This window comes from Sanguibacter sp. TS_SC_8, assembly GCF_055361235.1.
Window position 1 is genome coordinate 3,119,629 of the sequence record NZ_CM143955.1, and the last position, 16,860, is coordinate 3,136,488.

General features: G+C 64.8%; 12 protein-coding genes. 1 reads left to right on the top strand and 11 read right to left on the bottom strand.

Annotated features, from left to right (window positions below):
- Window positions 1-64: 64 nt before the first annotated feature.
- The 9 genes from ACWA15_RS14175 to ACWA15_RS14215 all read right to left on the bottom strand — a co-directional run bounded on the left by ACWA15_RS14175 (window position 65) and on the right by ACWA15_RS14215 (window position 12,870).
- Window positions 65-2,953, bottom strand: coding sequence for an N-acetylmuramoyl-L-alanine amidase (locus ACWA15_RS14175; protein WP_464056012.1), 2,889 nt, complete (start codon window positions 2,951-2,953; stop codon window positions 65-67).
- 38 nt (window positions 2,954-2,991) lie between these two features.
- A complete protein-coding gene (locus tag ACWA15_RS14180) occupies window positions 2,992-4,488 on the bottom strand; it encodes a hypothetical protein (protein ID WP_464056014.1) in 1,497 nt (498 codons plus the stop codon).
- Entirely contained in the window at window positions 4,485-6,548 is a 2,064-nt protein-coding gene (locus ACWA15_RS14185; RefSeq protein WP_464056016.1) for a hypothetical protein, read from the bottom strand. Before ACWA15_RS14185 ends, ACWA15_RS14180 begins: the two co-directional genes overlap by 4 nt.
- Complete coding sequence (locus ACWA15_RS14190) at window positions 6,548-7,141, bottom strand: hypothetical protein (RefSeq protein WP_464056018.1); 594 nt, start codon at window positions 7,139-7,141, stop codon at window positions 6,548-6,550. The genes ACWA15_RS14185 and ACWA15_RS14190 overlap by 1 nt, the downstream gene beginning before the upstream one ends.
- A 163-nt stretch (window positions 7,142-7,304) precedes the next feature.
- Window positions 7,305-8,291 carry a Gfo/Idh/MocA family oxidoreductase gene (locus tag ACWA15_RS14195; protein ID WP_464056019.1) on the bottom strand — a complete coding sequence of 329 codons (987 nt, stop codon included), beginning with the start codon at window positions 8,289-8,291 and terminating at the stop codon, window positions 7,305-7,307.
- Complete coding sequence (locus ACWA15_RS14200; RefSeq protein WP_464056021.1) at window positions 8,291-9,391, bottom strand: DegT/DnrJ/EryC1/StrS family aminotransferase; 1,101 nt, start codon at window positions 9,389-9,391, stop codon at window positions 8,291-8,293. Before ACWA15_RS14200 ends, ACWA15_RS14195 begins: the two co-directional genes overlap by 1 nt.
- The gene (locus tag ACWA15_RS14205) at window positions 9,388-9,984 is read right to left on the bottom strand and encodes an acyltransferase (RefSeq protein WP_464056022.1); all 597 of its coding nucleotides are present in this window, start codon (window positions 9,982-9,984) and stop codon (window positions 9,388-9,390) included. Before ACWA15_RS14205 ends, ACWA15_RS14200 begins: the two co-directional genes overlap by 4 nt.
- Before the next feature lie 114 nt (window positions 9,985-10,098).
- Window positions 10,099-11,034: a lysylphosphatidylglycerol synthase domain-containing protein gene (locus ACWA15_RS14210; RefSeq protein WP_464056023.1), complete on the bottom strand. Its 936-nt coding sequence runs from the start codon at window positions 11,032-11,034 to the stop codon at window positions 10,099-10,101.
- Window positions 11,035-11,304: 270 nt separating this feature from the next.
- Window positions 11,305-12,870: a hypothetical protein gene (locus ACWA15_RS14215; protein WP_464056025.1), complete on the bottom strand. Its 1,566-nt coding sequence runs from the start codon at window positions 12,868-12,870 to the stop codon at window positions 11,305-11,307.
- A gap of 731 nt (window positions 12,871-13,601) precedes the next feature.
- On the opposite strand from ACWA15_RS14215, the gene ACWA15_RS14220 reads away from it, so the two are divergent.
- Window positions 13,602-14,762 (top strand): alginate O-acetyltransferase AlgX-related protein, encoded by a 1,161-nt coding sequence (locus tag ACWA15_RS14220; protein WP_464056026.1) that lies wholly within the window; start codon window positions 13,602-13,604, stop codon window positions 14,760-14,762.
- On the opposite strand, the gene ACWA15_RS14225 is transcribed toward ACWA15_RS14220, so the two are convergent.
- Entirely contained in the window at window positions 14,728-15,753 is a 1,026-nt protein-coding gene (locus ACWA15_RS14225; protein ID WP_464056027.1) for a GDP-mannose 4,6-dehydratase, read from the bottom strand. The genes ACWA15_RS14220 and ACWA15_RS14225 overlap by 35 nt on opposite strands.
- 3 nt (window positions 15,754-15,756) lie before the next feature.
- Window positions 15,757-16,752: a GDP-mannose 4,6-dehydratase gene (locus ACWA15_RS14230; protein WP_464056028.1), complete on the bottom strand. Its 996-nt coding sequence runs from the start codon at window positions 16,750-16,752 to the stop codon at window positions 15,757-15,759.
- Between the last annotated feature and the right edge of the window lie 108 nt (window positions 16,753-16,860).

The following is a 16,860-nucleotide window of genomic DNA, read 5'->3' on the forward strand; positions in this document are numbered from 1 at the left end:
CTGCCCTTCATCGTGTGAGTCTCGACGGACCGCGTCGAGACGCTGGTGACAGGTCACCACGCTCCTACTGGAGCGTAATGGTTCCACCCTGGAATGCCTGGGACTCTCGTCCGTTGACGACGGTGGCTGGACCCGTCGGCACGCCATAGACCCCCGCGGCCCCACCCTTCGCCTGCCACGCGGAACGCATCTTCGCGGACACGACGTGCGCACCTGTCGGCTCACTCCACACGACCCACGCTCCGGAGGAGAATGGGCTGTATCCCCCGGGTCGAGACCCGAAGTTCACCGGCTCGGCCGTCGGGTAGCCCACAGACTGCACTCCCCCGGCCGCACGCCAGGCATCCCGAAGCGGTCCCCAGATGGTGTGTGCGCCGGTCTGAGGCCCCCAGACGATGGACACGCCGTACCGCTCGAAATCGTTGTAGAGGCCGGTACCGTCACCGGTTGCCAGCGTGTCCGTCACCGGGTACCCGAGACCGTTCGCCCCGCCGTGCTGCCACCAGAGATCTCTGACCGCCGCCCGTATCGTGTGAGTTCCGGTGGCCGGGGTGGAGAGGATGGACCCGGCGTTCTCGAACTCGGCGAAGGTACCGCGGCCGTCTCCGACCGGCCCTTGGCTGCGCGTCGGATACCCGAGGCTCCCCACGGTGCCGCCCGTCTCCCACCACTTGAGCCGCACACCAGCGGCGTCGGCCAGGGTGTGGGCCCCGGTGGTGGGGCTCCAGACGATCGAAGCGGCATTCTCGAACTCGACGAACTGCCCCCGGCCGTCGCCCACCGGTCCCTGGTTGCGGATCGGGTAGCCGAGCGGACCCACGGTCCCCCCGGTGCTCCACCACTTCCCGCGCAGGTCGCCGGAGATCCGGTTCACTCCTGTCTGCGGCGACCAGAGCATCGAGGCGTAGTTCTCGAACTCGATGAACACCCCTCGGCCGTCGCCTACCGGCCCTTGGGACCGGGTGGGGTAGCCGAGCGATCCGGTCGCGCCGCCGGTGGACCACCAGGCGGCCCGCATGTCCGCCTTGATCGAGTGGCTCCCTGAGCTCGGCGAGTAGATCACCGATCCTTCAGGGAACTCCTGCGCGGTCCCGCGACCGTCGCCGACGTTGAACATCGGTGCCAGCGGGTATCCCAGCCCGACGAACTCCCCACCCGCAGTCCACCCCGGTCGGATGTTCGGCGGGATGACAAGCACCCCACGGTTCGAGGTGTACGTGGCCACGTGCCCCTTGGAAAAGTACGTCGCGGACCCGTCCCAGTAGTTCGTCTCAGCCTGGCGAGGTGCGCCCCACTGGCTCGACCAGCCACCGCTGGCGAGCCACGCGCTCCAGATGGGTGTCTGGTGCCCCGAGGTGAGCGTGTTGACGCGGTTGCGGAGCTCGGGAAGGAAGGAATAGCCTCCGTTCCCAGGGCATGCCGTCATCGCGAGGTCCCGGTGACCGACAATCCGGTACATCTGGATGGTCTGACCTGCCGGCCACGGTGACGTCGGGTGTCCGGCGGCCACGACGTTGACGACCTCCCACGCGTTGAAGTGGTAGTTGCCGCCCATCTTCCAGGCGACGATCGACGCAACGGATGCCTTCATAGCCTCCGACGGCTGGACAGTATCGAAGGTCCCCATCATCGAGACCCCGAAGCCACCGGAGTTGAATCCGCCGGCATGGGCACCGATCGCCGACCGTGTGAGTCCGCCGGAGCGACCTTCGAAGATCTGACCATAGGCGTCGACAAGGACGTTGTAGCCGATGTCACCCCATCCTCGAGCGATGGCGTGGTACTGGTAGATACCACGGACGATCTGCGCGGACTCGCCAGCTGTGTACCCGTTGGAGCTGGCGGTGTGGTGCAGCACCGTGAACATCGTCGTGTTGGTGTACTGCGGTGTCCACGTCATGATCGCCGGGTCAGCACCCCACTGCCCGCGGGTGATCACCACGGGCATGACCGGCGCCGCTCCCGCGCTCGGCAGGGGCGCGGCAAGAGCGGTGGACAGTACCGAGGCCCTCAATTCCGTCTCAGCTGTCGCGCCTGGCGCACTCTTCCGGAACGACGTGGGCTCGACGACCATGTCCTCTGCGGGTTCATCCGTGGCCGGTGCGTCTGTGCTCGGTGGTGCGGGAATGCTGGGAGGTGCGGGAACGGTCTGCGTGGGCGGGGGCGAGGAGGGGGCGATCGAGGGCGCAGGGGCCGGACCCAGGGACGGCGCGGGCAGAGGATCCACTGCGACTGGAGGATCGACGGGCACAGGAGGAGCAGCCGTCACCGACGGATCGAGGACCGCATCTGGGTCGATGCCCTGGGCAGCAGGGAGCTCGGCATCGGTCGAGCTGGCCTGGGGCGTGATCGCGACGAGGGTCAGCTGATCGTCCGCCGGTGCTCCGTCACGCCAAGAACGGACCTCCGCGCGCACGGCGCCTCCTGTCCACCAGGGGTCAGAACCACCGCGGGTCCCGTCAGCGTCCTGGTCCCCGTCGAGGACCGACCACTCGCTCCAGGTGCCTGCCAGGTCCTGGGCTCGGATCTCGACACGGTCCGGCTGAGGTCCGGTCCAGGTCACTGCGAGCATGGGGACCTCCGCGAGGTCGATTCCCCGTGCTGCCACAGCTGCCAGCTCGGTGTCGACCGACTGTGTCGCCGCGGAGGCGAGATCGACGACCGGGTCCGGAGCCGTGGGGTCCTCTGCCTGGACCGTCACGGCCGACTCCAGCGGGATCTCGAGGAGCAACGTCTCGGGAGCATCGACGGGGTCAACGTCCGGATGCGCGAGTCCACCGTCCCCGGGCACCGTCGCCAGCGTCTGTACCGGCGTCTGTGCCTGCGTCTGTGCAGACACCATCGCCGCCAGGCCCTGCGTCGCACTGTGTGCGAGGGCGACACCGGGGAGCGTCGCCGCTATGAGTGCCAACCCGAGGGAGGAGGCGAGGGCCGTCCCAGCTCTGCGGTTCATCCGTGGTCTCCGATGTCTGGAAGCGAATTGAGTTCTTGTCACATGGCTGACACGGCTGCAGTGCCGATAATACCGACCACGACGAAGGCCGAGACCCCCGCCGTGATTCCGGCGAACCGGCGGTCCCGCACCAGCACCAGTGCGACCAGGACGATGACGGGTGTGAGACCCATGGAGTAGCGCGCGACGATCCCGAAGTCGAACCCGAACGTGAGGTAGTTGCTGAGCCGGAGGACCGGCGCATAGAGCACGAAGGTCACCAGCGCGCCGAGCCCGACGAGCTCGGTGGGGCCGAAGGCGCCGTCGCGCCACCGGTACCTCTCCTGGACTCGACCGGTGAGCTCGTCGCCCCCGGGCAGGCGGACCCCGACGACAGCCAGGAAGAGACCGGCGACGAGCAGCATCCCCACCCAGACTGTGAGCCCCGCAGCGCCCGCACGGACCGGGTCGAGCGAGCTGAGCGTGGACGGCAGGACATATGCCTCGACCCACGGAGAGTGGAGACTCGTCAGCTCTCCCGCGATCCCGGTCAGGACCTGACTGAACGATGCGGGCTCCGCGAACTCGAACAGGACGTCGTTCCCGACCGTGGCACGGCTCTCGATCACCCACGACCACAGCTTCACTGGGACGAGGACGACGAGGCCGAGGACCAGGCCGTGCCACCACCGAGGATTCCAGGCGCCCAGCGCTGGGCGCCACCCGAACCACCGTCCGACCACCACAGCCAGGATCGCGACGAGGAACGGTCCGATCGCCAGCGAGATCGTAGCCGCGCTGAGTGCCGCGAACGTCGAGGCCGCAGCCAGCCACCAGAAGCTTCGCCCCTGACGCACCCACAGCAGCCCGGTACCCGCAACCAGCGCGCCGGCGAGGATCGCCAAGGACGAGGGGTTGACCGTCGTCCCCATGAACAGCATCATCGACGACGCGAGCGGAGCGCACGCTGCAGTGACGAGCGCCCACCGTCTCAGTCCTAGCCCCCTGGCGAACCACGCGCAGGAGACGGCACCCAGCGTCATCACGAGGGCGCTGAACGCCCGCAGGTAGTCGATCGGTCGACGCTCACCGAAGACGTCCTCGAGGACAGCCCGGGTAGCCGATGCACCGAGGTAGTACGTCGGGTAATGGATATAGCCCGTCGCGTACTCACCCGACGGCAGCATCGACGCGTCCATCGTGTCACCGCAGCTCACCGGCTGGCCGGCGTCGTGACCGATCCCGCAGATCCACTCCCAGACCACCTCCTCGCTGTAGGTCTGGCCCCGGTAGGGCAGCACGTCGTGCCCCAGCGACACCGTGTAGTCGTAGTGCGCATGCTCGTCCGTGATCGCCAACGGGGCACCCGCCAGCGCGGCACGGACGAGCGAGACGCCCAGAACCACGAGGACCACAGCGAGCACGACTACGGGTGCCGCTGCCCGGACCGCGTGGCCACGTCCGGTCGGCGTCACCTCACCCGCGCCGTCCTCGGAATGGCCCGTCGTCCGCGGCGGGACTCGGGCGCTCCCACGCCCGCCGCGCGTGGTCGTCAAGGAACATCAACGGTCCCGCAGGCGATCGTCGAGTTGGCCCCGCGATTGCCGCTGATCGCGTAGAGGCAGTAGGAGTGCCTGCCCGGCGCGAGCGCCCACGCGTAGGAGAAGCCGTGCTCGGCTCCCCGGTTGTAGTACGGGATCAGGTCAGGGCGTGACCCGTTGGCCAGGATGCTGACCCCGACGCCGTCGACATAGATGTGGGTCTCGATCGAGGCAGTCGTGTCCTGGTCGAGTGCCCATCCGGAGAACAGGACGGATCCCGGCGAGGCCACCACCGAGTCGAGCACCCCGATCGGGGGGGTGTCTTTCGTCGCGGCGATGGACACGGTCCGGCACCCGATGAGAGTGTTCGGGCCCGGGGTCGAATTGATGCCGTAGACGCACACGTTGTGCATTCCTGGACCGACCGGGAACGTGTAGCTGTAACCGTGATCCGCACCGTACGCGAAGGGGCCGACCAGGTCAGGCCGAGGTTCCTTGGCCATGATGCTGACTCCCACGCCATCGACGTAGATGTGCGCCTCGATCGGCGCCGTCGTGTCCGGGTCGATCGTCCAGCCCCAGACTCTCAGCGATGTCGGAGTCGTCGTCACACCATCGACAGTCCCGAACGGTGCCGCGTCGGCAATCGTGACCGTGCGGCAGGAGAGGAGCGTGTTCGGACCCGGCGTCGAGTTGATCCCATAGGCGCAGATGCTGTGCACACCCGGCCCAGCAGTGAACGTGTGGCTATAGCCGTGATCGCCGCCGCGGTTGTAGTAGGGGATCAGGTCAGGCCGAGATCCGTTGGCCATGATGCTGACTCCCACGCCGTCGACGTAGATGTGCGCCTCGATCGGGGCAGACGTGTCGGGATCGAGAGTCCACCCGGACACGGTCAAGGATGTCGCGGTCGTCGTCACCGCATCGATGACCCCGATCGGCGCGGCGTCCGCGACTGTCACGTTGCGGCAGTCAAGGAGCGTGTTGGCACCGGGCGTCGCGTTGATCCCGAAGACGCAGACGCTGTGGGTTCCTGGGGTGAGGGTGACCGAATAGGAGAACCCATGATTGGCACCCCGGTCGTACGCAGGCACCAGATCGGAGCGAGACCTGTCTGCCAGCAGGCCGACTCCCCCGCCGTCGATGTAGATGTGGGTCTCGATGGAGTCCGAGGTGTCCGGGTCTAGGGTCCACCCAGACACCGTGAGCGTCGTACCTTCCACTCGAACAACCTCGACGCTGCCGACCGGAGACTGGTTGAGCGGTTCGCCGAACCACAGCTTGAAGTAGTTGTAGAAATTGCGGTTGCCGTAGCTCGAGCAAGCGTCTCCGGTGCCGGACCCGGCCGCCAGCGCAGCAGCGTTGGGCTGGTACGGGGTGTAGTTGTACAGGCTGGCCGTGGCCTGGTTCTGGATGTAGACGGGTGATGTCCCGCACGCGGCGTTCGGGTGGAACCGCACGTTGTTGATCGTGCCCGCCCGGTGGTTCCAGTTCTTCGGTGTCAGCGCGTAGCTCTTGAGCTGAGCCGCGGCGGAGTACACCTGGTTCTGGAACCCGTAGTACTGGACGTCGCACGGCGCGGTGTCGGGGCACGCGTACCCCATGGCCTTCTGGTAGCGGGTCACGGTCAGTCCGGTGCCGGATGCCGTGACGAGACCTTGCTCCTTCTGCAGCATGACGAGGAGCACCTGAGGGTTGATGCCGCACGCGCTGCTCACCTTGGCGATGATCTGGGCCGCAGATTCGTTCCCGGTACCGACGTAGGGCGAGGTGCACTTGGCGGTAGCCGCCCGTGACGTCGTGTCCTGACGGAAGGTCTTGAGACAGAGGCTTCCATCCTTGCCCGGGACGCAGTTGGCGCCCTTGCCCGCGATGAAGGCCTCGATCTCGCCGACTGTCATGGACGTGCTCTTGTAGAAGGCGGTGTCGCTGATGATCAGCCCTGGGTCAAAGGTGTCGGCCGCCAGGCTCGGCGTGGCCAGGAGGACTCCTGCGACCGCGGTCGCTGCGGTTGCCACCACGACCAGTCCGAGGCGGACTGTCCGGTCGAACCATTCTCGTGCCGTTCCAAACATCACTGGACCTCGATCGTCGTAGGAGCCGAAGTGCCGGTCGTCGTCGAAGATGCATAGCCGAGTGTGGCGGACCACGTCCCCGCGGACAGGAGTGAACGCTCGATCGAGAGTCCTCCGCACGACGTTGTCTTGGCGTCTGCCACACCCGGCGCCTCCGCCGTGACCGCGGCGCCTGCGCTCGTCAGCGTGAGCATGCACACGCCACCGTCCTCGACCGCATTCCCGACGTAGCCGGAGACCATCACCGTCGAGGACTCGGGGTCGTAGAGTCCGAAGGTGATCACGACGTCAGCCGCACCGCCGGTGGGCTGCTCTTCGACAGGGGGGTTGTCGTCCTGACCCGGGTCAGGTGTGATCGGGTCAGGTGCAGGGATCGGCTTCACCAGGTCCCCATCGACGACAGGCGACTCGGTAGTAGGGTCCGTCGTGGTGGGGGCTGTCGTGCTGGTCGCAGTGGGGTCGGCTGTCGCCGAGGGTGAGGTAGCCGTGGTCTCAGGATCGTCCGAGCCGGCTCCGCGTGTGACGGCGTAGAGCAGCGCAGCAATCCCGATCGCCAACAGGATGCCGATGGTCCAGAGTACTTTCCCACGCATGACGACACTCTCCTGGTTGTTCAATGCCCGCACGGGCAGTTCCAACGAACACTAGCCCGCCCCGATGCCTCCCGAGGCAGCGCCACGCGCTTGCTGGCAGATGCAGAAGGCCCGCCCCCGCAGACCGATGGTCAGGGGAGCGGGCCTGCGGGAGAGTGCGACGTCAGATCGTCACGACGGTCCCTGTCGCAGCGGACTCGAGCATCGCCTCGGCGACCCGCAGCGTGTGCAGCCCTTCGGCGAGGGTCACGATCTGCGAGCCCGTTCCGAGTACAGCGTCACGGAACCCTTCGTGCTCCACACGCAAGGGTTCGCGCTTCGCGAGGGCGTAGCGGACCACATCTCCCTCGGAGACGCCCCGGAACGTCGCGATCGACTCCCACTCGGTGTCGAAGGTTCCGTTGGCGAAGAACGTGAGGTCGGCGCTGCCTGTGTCGGCGACGAAGGCGCCGCGCTCGCCGGTGACGACGGTGACACGCTCCTTCATCGGAGAGAGCCAGTTCACCACGTGGTTGACGACAACACCGTTGGCGAGTCGCCCGGTGGCGAAGAGCATGTCTTCGTGTGTGCGGCCGCTGCGATGTGCCGTCTGTGCCGAGATCGACGCGTGGGGGCTCTGCGCCACCCAGGCGGTCAGATCGATGTCGTGCGTCGCGAGGTCCTTGACCACACCGACGTCTCCGATACGTGCGGGGAACGGACCCTGTCGGCGCGTCTGGATCTGGTATATCTCACCGAGCTCCCCGCGCTCCAGCCGCCGACGCAGGTCCTGCAGCGCCGGGTTGAACCGCTCAATGTGGCCCACCGCACCGACGAGTCCGCGACTGTCGAAGGCGTCGACCATGCGCTGTCCGGCGGCGGAGTTCTCAGCCACTGGCTTCTCGATCAGCGCGTGGATCCCCGCTTCGGCGAGGGCAAGCGCCGTCGACTCGTGGAATGCCGTCGGAACCGCGACGACGGCGATGTCGATACCTGCTGCGATGAGGGCGTCGACGTCGGGAAGCAGGTCGAGCGAGCCCGCCACGCCGTACGGGTCTCCTCCGGGGTCGGCCACCGCGACGAGATCCACACCGTCGATCTCACGTAGGACTCGACCGTGGTGACGCCCCATCGCGCCGAGTCCGATCAGTCCAGCACGGAGGTTGGCCATCAGGATCCTGCCTTCACGAGGGTGTTGACTGCGGTGACGATGCGCTCGAGGTCGCCCTCACTCAAAGAGGGGTGGACCGGCAGCGAGATGACCTGCTGCGCCGCGCGCTCGGTCTCAGGCAGATCGAGCCCGGGGGCGAACGCCTCCAGGCTGGCCAACCGGTGGTTCGGGATCGGGTAGTAGACGCCGCTGCCGACCTGGTACTCGCTGCGGAGCGCCGCCACGATCGCGTCGCGGTCCTCCGGGACCCGGATCGTGTACTGGTGGTAGACGTGCACAGCGTCTTCGGCGACCTGAGGAGTGGAAACCCCTTCGAGGTGCGCGTCGAGGAATGCGGCGTTCTCCTGCCGGATCTTCGTCCAACCCTGGACCTTGGTGAGCTGGACCCGTCCGATCGCCGCGTGGATGTCCGTCATACGCGCGTTGAAGCCGATGACCTCGTTGGCGTACTGCTTCTCCATGCCCTGGTTGCGCAGCAGGCGGATGTTGCGTGCGATCTCGTCGGAACCGCAGGACACCATGCCGCCCTCACCCGAGGTCATGTTCTTCGTCGGGTAGAGGCTGAACATCGCGAAGTCTCCGAAGGATCCCACCGGCGCGCCTCCGAGCTGCGCACCGTGCGCCTGTGCTGCGTCCTCGAACAGCAGGAGGCCGAACTCGTCGGCAAGGCCCCGCAGGCCGTCCATGTCCGCCGGGTGACCGTACAGGTGCACCGGCATGATGGCCTTGGTCTTCTCGGTGATCGACGCTCGGACGCTCTCGACGGAGAGAGAGAAGTAGTCCGGCTCGATGTCGGCGAAGACCGGGGAGGCGCCGGTGAGGGCGACGGAATTGCCTGTGGCCGCGAACGTGAACGACGGCACGATGACCTCGTCGCCGGGACCGACGCCAGCGGCCAAGAGGCCGAGGTGCAGGCCGGCCGTGCCGGAGTTGACCGCGACGCACTGCCGTCCGGCCACGAGCACGTCGGCGAACTCGCGCTCGAAGGCGGCAACCTCAGGCCCTTGGGCGATCATTCCGCTGCGCATGACGCGGTCGACGGCGGCACGCTCGTCGTCACCGACGATCGGTTTGGCCGCGGGGATAAGTTCCAGGTTCACTGCGCAGTCACCTCTTCGAGTTGTCCTTCACTGACTTGGTACAGCCGCTGCGTCTGCGGGCACCGGAACTGGTCACCCTCGGCGACCAGCGGTACCCCCGCGAACCCGACCCAGCCGACCTGGCGAGCGGGCACACCCACGACGATCGCGTGGGCCGGAACGTCTCGGGTGACCACAGCACCGGCCGCGACGGTCGCCCAGGCACCGACCGTCAGTGGTGCAACGCAGACCGCGCGAGCCCCGATCGAGGCTCCTCGCCCCACGACCACTCCGACGGCGTCCCAGTCGTGTGCGCTCTTCTGCGATCCGTCTTCGTTGATGGCCCGCGGGTACTGGTCGTTGGTCAGGACGACCGAGGGCCCGATGAAGACACCCTCACCCAGGGACGCAGGCTCGTAGACGAGCGCGTAGTTCTGGATCTTGGTTCGGGCCCCGACCGTCACTCCTGTCCCGATGTAGGCGCCACGGCCGACGATGCACTGCTCACCCAGAACAGCGTCCTCGCGGACCTGGGCGAGGTGCCATATCTGGGTTCCGTCTCCGATGTGCGCCTGGGCGGATACATCTGCGCCTTCGGCAATGCGAACTGACATCAAACTGCTCCCTATGGAGGTCAACGTGACTTCGGCGGCAATATCGCTCCGCGCCACAGGCTATCGCAGTGACGGGAGCGTCTGACGGACAGACGTCCTAGGCGGAACACCCGCTCAGGTGATCCCGGGGTCACCGCTGTAGTGCCCTCGCCTCTTGAGCGTGACCGCTCCGATCACCGCAGCACCGCCTGCCGTGACCAGGTCAGCGACGGTGAAGATCACCCGAGACATCGCCGCGAACGCGGTGGCCGGCGCCATCCCGATCAGCGGTGTGAGCGCGGTGATGATGACGATCTCCCGGACACCTGCCCCGGACGGCAGGAAGAAGGCGAACAGACCGGCCATCATCCCCGTCGCCATGATCCCGATGCAGAGGAACAGCGCAGACACACCCAGATCGGTGGCGGTGCGGGCCAAGATCCACAGGTGGATGCCGTAGCAGGTGTACGAGCCGAATGCCCAGAGCAACGACTTGACGACGGTCCGGCCCAGGACGGGGTGGTCGGGTGCGGGGCGCCGGAGGATCTTGAACCCGAAACGCGCCATCGCGTTGAGGATCTTCGGATGCAGAAGGACGAGGGCGACCGGCAGCAGGACGTACAAGAGATAGACGGGCTTCAGATCCGGTCTGTCGCTCACGATCTCCGGCAGTGCGGTGAGTGCTGCGATCAGAGCAGCGACCATCGCGACCGCGACAGAGAAGATGGTCGCGGCGAACACGCGTGCGCGAGCCAACCCCGCCTTGCGTCCCAACTCGACCTGGAGGACGTAGGCCCAGACCGTGCCTGGAAGGTACTTGCCGAGCTGACCCACCAAGAAGATCGGTGCGCCTCGGCCAGCGCCGATCGGCCGTCCGAGATCGTCGACCAGTACCTGCCAACTCATCGTGGCCGAGGCGATGCCTGCCGAGACGGCGACGAATGAACCGACGAGGGACAAGACTGATATCCGACCGAAGTACGGGCCCACCTCGTCCCAGTTGCGCCAGATGTAGTAGACGGCCGCGCCGACGACGAGCACCACGAGGAGGTACCGGACGATGTTGATCAAAGCTGCGCGCTTCGAGCGAGCGGGTACCACCGGGTCGACAACGTCCGCAGTGCCGGCTCTCAGAACAGCCACCTCCGCACCAGCACCATCGTCGTCAATCACACGCCGCACCCATCCTGTTCGACACATGTCAGCTGACACACCGTTGAAGAGTCTAGGGCACGGTCCGGCAGACCAATCTCACCCCAAGACCTCACCATCTGTTCGCTCAGAGAAGCATTACTCCATCAACCCTAGCAAAACACCTCTCAGGAGACGCTGACCTGCACGTCAGTCCCCGACGGACACGATCGCCTCACCGGACGGACAGGCACTGCTGAGCTCGCCCTCGAGGCTGTCGTTGCGCGTGTATACCTCGATGCCCGGCGCTCCCAAGATGAGTTCACAGAGTTCGTGGATCTCGCCAGCCTCGAAGTATGCCCACAGCCGCACGCCTCCTGGGACGCCTGGCAACTCTAGGTACTCGCCTGATGCATCACTGCCCCATGCAAGGGCACCCCAGAAGTTCCCAAGGCGGTCATTCCCGGGATCAGACCAGTCCCAGAAGACGAACGGACTGCCGTCGCCCGCACCGTCCACTGCCTGCTCGACCACCTCAGCGGAGGGTTGCACCCACCCTCGGGCCGCCGGGAGGATAGGCGCCTGGGAGGTGGTCGCGGACCCACTCAGCATCAACACCGCAAGGGAAACTGAGAGTGAACTGATCCCGAGGCGGTCACGCGCGAGGCCTGGGCTAGATCCGCTCTCAGTCCACAGCGCGATGGGCACAAAGAGCACCCAGAGGAGACTGCTGCTCACGAGCCAGTTCGTCTTCAAGGCGTAGTAGGTCCACGTCACCCCCGGGCCCGGAAGTCCGGTGAGCCATACGACGACGAGCCCACCAGCGACACCGGCCGCCAGCGGAACAATCATCTGCCGAGAGATCGTCTTGCCTTTCGCTGCTACCGCGATACCGGTGGTGACCAGCAACAAAACAACAATCATGAGACTGTAGGGCGACTTGGAGGATCCCGTGAGAATGAAGCTCGCCTCAAGTCTTGGCAAGAAGCGCGCAACCACACACGCAATCCCGACAAGTCCTAGAGCGCCAGTCCAGATAGCCAACCACCAGACGACCCGGAACGATCCACTCCGCATTCTGATGCGCATGTCGGCGCCACGGGAAGTAACCCTGCGCAAATCTCTGGCCGCGACCACTATTGCAGCCACCAGGGTTGCCGCTGGCACGATAGCAATCATCGTCCAACTGACAAACGCCAGCGGGACGGTCGCAACCAACATGAAGAATGGCACCAAACCGCTCAAGCGGCTGGAGAAATACCGGAGCCCAAACACCACGCCGGCTATCGAAAGAGGCAGTGCGCCGTAGGCCGAGAGAAATCCGTCATCGAGCGCCATGCCGAGCATGAACCCGGTACCCGCGCTCATCGATGCGACAAAGAGTGTCACGAACAGCGGCCACGAGATTCGACCGCCGTTCCGTAGATCTGACCGTCGAACCTCAAGAAGTGCGGCCGCGGTGAGAACGCCGATAGCGATCGCTGAGAGAATGTATGTAGACGCCATCGCTTCAATGTCATTGCGCATGACTTCACCAACACTGCCTGACCGATCACCCACACCGGCGAGCATCGCGGTGAATGCGCTCACACCCGCAGGATATTCGGCAAACGTCGAGATTCCGACTCCACCATCAGTCATGATTCCACGAATGATCGCAACGTGATTTCGCGCATCACCGCTCATTGCCCACGCGATATCATTGTACTTTCCGAGCGAACCGACTATCCCGGCCACGGCAAGGAAGGATCCAGAAATTGCTGCGGGAACCGCCATGTAAGTACGTGAGTACTGCGTACCTTCTTCGCTGGAGCGACGTGAGTACACTAAGAGACACAGTCCGAGCACGGCCGGAGCGACTGCCATCGCGACATTCACAGTCGAACCATGAAGGCGCGGTGACACGATTCGCATGAGAGTACTGGATGCGAGCACAATACCAAATGTTCCTACAATTCCTCCGGCCCACGCGGCAGAACCCCGCAGTCCTTCAAAAGTCCGCCCGAGGCCCGCAGCGAGGGTCCACGTCGAGAGCAGCACTATGGCGCCGGCCAAACCGAGGACCTCGTACGCCAGTGCCAGGACCACCAGAATGATCACCACCGCAGGACCGTATGCCACCGCATGCGCTGTCCACCCTCCCACGATCGCTCCGTCGGGCCTATCGGACTCTTCCGTCAACAATTCCTGTTGCCTTTCTTCTGCGACACGGATGCCGCTCCCGCGGTTGCTGCGGGAGCCCGAACACCGACCGCCCCCGGTGCGCTTGACTCCACGCCGCTCTACTCTGCCATGTGATGGCGCAACAGCATGTCTCCCGGTGGGCTTCAACGTGGTGCCCCCCGAGACCGTCTTGCCAGTGCAGCCAGCGCGTGCCGCCCCTCCCGCGACGTGGGACGAGCACACGACGCCACCTTCCTCAAGACGCCCACCAACCGCGCCCCAATGATCGGCGCACCGCGCGGAGCCACTGGCAGGCAGCCTCCACGCGCGGGTACGATCGGCGGATGAGCAGCCAAGCCACAGCTGGGACACGTCGCGAACCCGGCCTCACCTACGCCGACGTCGTGCATCTCTATGAGGCCCTGCTTCGCCGCACGCCTTCACCAGCAGAGGTCGAGGGGCAACTTGCCGCTACGACTGACTGGCAGGTGCTTCTGACTGCGATAGCCGCGAGCGACGAATATGGGGCGCAAAAAGGATTCCCATCGTCACCGGCGAATCCCACGGTCAACATCTGGCATCCGGAGCTTGCCGCCTACACTCACGCGGCGGGTAGCCTCTCCGACGACATGAGCACCCTCATGGGCCTCGACGGATGGTTGTTTCTCATCGCGGGTTCCAACTCTGTCCTTGACCAGCATCAAGCAACGTTTGACCCCGGAGAGACCTGGGCCAGCGACTGGTCAGAGATCGTGAACTACCGCCGCCGCGAGGCGGCCCGGCTCGGGGTCCAGATCAGTCTGTTGATCGTGCCAGACAAGCTCTCAGCGATGCACGAGTATCTACCGGCATCATATTCACTCGACGCGCTCCCGCCAGCAGCGACCCTGGCTACGACTCTGCGGGTCACGTACCCTCTCACCGAGCTCAAAGCGGTAGAAGGGGGCGCTTTCCTCAGAACAGACACTCATCTGTCTCTGCCTGGGAACCAGGCGCTCGCCTCATCTGCGCTATCTTCGCTAGGAATCTCGCGGCAAACTGCTGCAATTGACGCACTGCCCGTCGCCATGTATGCCAGCAGTGGGGATCTTGGGCAAAACATGTCTCCGCCGGTGGTCGAAATCATGGCGACCTTCAATTCACTCGGCGCAGCCCAGATAGCGGAGGACAATCATGATTCGATGCGTGCGGCCGGTCGACATGTGGGAATTCGAAGGGTCTACCACAATCCAGAGGCCATCGACCGCCGCACAGCCCTGATCTTCGGCGACTCCTACAGTTTTGGCGTCGAAGGCTACCAGGGGATCGCCTGGTTCTTTGCGCAGTATTTTCGCAGCGTTCACTTCATCTGGTCCCCGTTTGGATGGGATTCGAACTATGTGGCGGAGTCCGGAGCAGACATCGTCTTGTGCGAGATGGCAGAACGATTCGTTCCACGACCGCCAAAGGTCGCGATCGATGCAGCCGAGCTCACGCGAGCCTCCCTGGAGGATCACTCAGCGTAGGCCAGGCCTCTGGCGCGGTCCCGCTCAGCAGCAGAGAATCCTCATCGACCATCCGATCCACGATCTCGGCGAAGGATACAGACGGAGACCATCCGAGCACTGATTTGGCCTTGCTTGCGTCGCCGACCTGGACTGGCGCATCGCCCGGGCGCATGAACTGCGGATTGATGACGACGTGCTCTCGCCATGAGTCTCCGACTCCAGCACGCCGCAACGCGACCTCCACAAAGTCTGATACTGAGTGCGACACGCCCGTTGCCACGACGAAATCGTCTGAGTACTCGCCCTCGCACGCGCTCATCATCGCCTTCACATAGTCAGGAGCCCAGCCCCAATCGCGGCGCGCATCCAAATTGCCAAGTTCAATGACTCCAGATCCATCCCGTCCGATTCGCGCGGCACCGGACGTGATCTTTCGAGTCACGAAAGTGGTTGGCCTGATCGGTGACTCATGGTTGAAGAGGATACATGTCGATACGCCAAGCCCACGATCGCGATACACAGCTGCCAGGTGGTGCGCATAGGCCTTGGCGGCGCCGTAGGGATTGGACGGACGGACCGGAGAAGACTCAGAGAGCAGGTCTGGGCCCGATACACCAAATATCTCCGAGCTCGAGGCTTGGAGGAACGACACCTTTGCCTCACCTTGCTGACCAAGACGCCACGCTGCCTCAAGGAGCGTGGCCACGGCCTCGCCAGTCACGCGAGCCGTCGTCAGTGGATCAGACCACGACTTCGCTACCGAACTCATGCCGCCAAGATTGTAGATGTAGTCAGGTCTGACCGCGGCGACAATTCCGGACAGAGCTGCTCCGTCTGCAAGGTCCGCCACGTGAAAAGTCGGGAGCATGGGGAGATCTCTAAAACGAGCGTCGCTATCTGCGATCTCACGCCTCACGACCCCGTGGACCTCGACGCCGCGAGCAGTCAGTTCGGCCGCGAGGTATCGTCCGTCCTGACCTGTGATCCCCGTGATCAATGCGCGCTTCATACCTCAGACCTTCAGCATGTCGGACAGTATCTTCTGCTCACGCAGATCGTTGTCGACCATCATCCCGATGAGTTCGTGGAAGCCCACCTTCGGCTCCCACCCGAGGACGGCCTTTGCCTTGGAGGGATCGCCGATCAGCAGCTCGACCTCCGCTGGTCGCATGAACTTCGGGTCCTGCTTGATGAGTCCCTCCCAGTCGGAGATTCCCACCGCACCGAAAGCAACGTCGAGCAGATCTCGGATCGAGTATGTTACTCCGGTGGCGATCACGTAGTCGTCCGCCTCGTCCTGCTGGAGCATGCGCCACATCGCATCGACATAGTCGCCGGCGAAGCCCCAGTCTCGTTTGGCATCCAGATTCCCCATGACGATCTCGTTCTGGAGCCCGAGCTGGATTCGCGCGACGGCCCGGGTGACCTTCCTGGTCACGAACTCCGGTCCCCGACGAGGGGACTCGTGGTTGAACAGGATGCCCGAGGAAGCGTGCATTCCGTAGGACTCCCGGTAGTTGATTGTCATGTAGTGGCCGAAGACCTTCGACACGCCATAGGGGGATCGCGGCCAGAGGAGAGTCGTCTCTCGTTGCGGCACCTCTTGCACCTTGCCGAACATCTCGGAGCTCGACGCCTGGTAGTACCGGACACGTGACATGTCATCTCGCGAATAGAGACGAATGGCCTCCAGCAGGTTGAGCACACCCTTGCCGGTGACATCTGTTGTCAGCATGGCGTTCTCCCACGAATATGCCACGAATGAGATCGCACCTAGGTTGTACACCTCGTCCGGCGTGGACGCCTCAAGGGCGCGAAGCAGACTCGACAGATCCGTGAGGTCACCCGTCAAGAGCTTCACTCCTGGGACGGTCTCGCGCACGAGTTCGATCTTCGGATTGTTCTGTCCTCGAATCAGCCCGAAAACTTCATAGCCTTTCGAGAGCAGCAGTTCTGCCAGGTAGAGACCGTCCTGACCGGTGATGCCGGTGATCAAGGCGCGACGCATATTTCCTCCAACTCTCAACCCGACGAGCAACAATCGAAGACCGTCGAAACACGACATCCATGCGGGCGGCAGCCCGCGTTTCAGAACCAGCGCGCTCTCACACCGCTG

What these genes read in the sequence shown, in the direction of transcription:
- ACWA15_RS14220 (WP_464056026.1), top strand. Translation starts at nt 13,602, where the DNA reads ATGAGCAGCCAAGCCACAGCTGGGACACGTCGCGAACCCGGCCTCACC.
- ACWA15_RS14195 (WP_464056019.1), bottom strand. Translation starts at nt 8,291, where the DNA reads ATGGCCAACCTCCGTGCTGGACTGATCGGACTCGGCGCGATGGGGCGT.
- ACWA15_RS14230 (WP_464056028.1), bottom strand. Translation starts at nt 16,752, where the DNA reads ATGCGTCGCGCCTTGATCACCGGCATCACCGGTCAGGACGGTCTCTAC.
- ACWA15_RS14225 (WP_464056027.1), bottom strand. Translation starts at nt 15,753, where the DNA reads ATGAAGCGCGCATTGATCACGGGGATCACAGGTCAGGACGGACGATAC.
- ACWA15_RS14190 (WP_464056018.1), bottom strand. Translation starts at nt 7,141, where the DNA reads ATGCGTGGGAAAGTACTCTGGACCATCGGCATCCTGTTGGCGATCGGG.
- ACWA15_RS14205 (WP_464056022.1), bottom strand. Translation starts at nt 9,984, where the DNA reads ATGTCAGTTCGCATTGCCGAAGGCGCAGATGTATCCGCCCAGGCGCAC.
- ACWA15_RS14185 (WP_464056016.1), bottom strand. Translation starts at nt 6,548, where the DNA reads ATGTTTGGAACGGCACGAGAATGGTTCGACCGGACAGTCCGCCTCGGA.
- ACWA15_RS14215 (WP_464056025.1), bottom strand. Translation starts at nt 12,870, where the DNA reads ATGGCGGTTCCCGCAGCAATTTCTGGATCCTTCCTTGCCGTGGCCGGG.
- ACWA15_RS14175 (WP_464056012.1), bottom strand. Translation starts at nt 2,953, where the DNA reads ATGAACCGCAGAGCTGGGACGGCCCTCGCCTCCTCCCTCGGGTTGGCA.